General features: G+C 47.9%; 2 tRNA genes. Both read right to left on the bottom strand.

Features of this window, described 5'->3' with window-relative positions:
• Window positions 1-160 precede the first annotated feature (160 nt).
• A tRNA-Glu gene (locus EII26_RS12935) sits at window positions 161-236 on the bottom strand.
• A gap of 14 nt (window positions 237-250) precedes the next feature.
• Window positions 251-324: transfer RNA gene (locus EII26_RS12930), tRNA-Gln, on the bottom strand.
• Between the last annotated feature and the right edge of the window lie 160 nt (window positions 325-484).

Raw genomic sequence — 484 nt, 5'->3', positions numbered from 1 at the left:
CGAAACAAACAGACCTTCATCGATATGATTTACCTCGTCGCAGGACATTTGAATTTGACTGAATAGTTCCTTACCCACACAGAATAACGAGGAACCATAAAAAAAGAGAGCCTTCTGGAGGGCTCTCTTTTTTACAAATCGCTATCATCGATAAAATCAATGGTGGCCCCAACGGGATTCGAACCCGTGTTTTAGCCTTGAGAGGGCTACGACCTAGGCCGCTAGTCGATGGGGCCACTTTTCGCTTGATTGGCTGGGGAACAGGGATTCGAACCCCGATTACCTGATCCAGAGTCAGGCGTGCTGCCGTTGCACCATTCCCCAATCACGCTCAACGGAGATAGATTCTATCAGGTAACTCCGAAAAGTCAAGGGCGCTCGTGGCCCCCAAATCCTCAGGCAAAATTTTTGACCTGTCTCAAAGACAGACTTCAAACAATTTTTGCCGCACCCGACGGGTGCAAAACTAAAGTTCGCTTAAACT

Source organism: Fretibacterium sp. OH1220_COT-178 (assembly GCF_003860125.1).
Classification (GTDB): Bacteria; Synergistota; Synergistia; order Synergistales; family Aminobacteriaceae; genus CAJPSE01.
The sequence above is the reverse complement of the archived record's forward strand: the minus strand, read 5'-3'. Positions and strand labels throughout refer to the sequence as shown.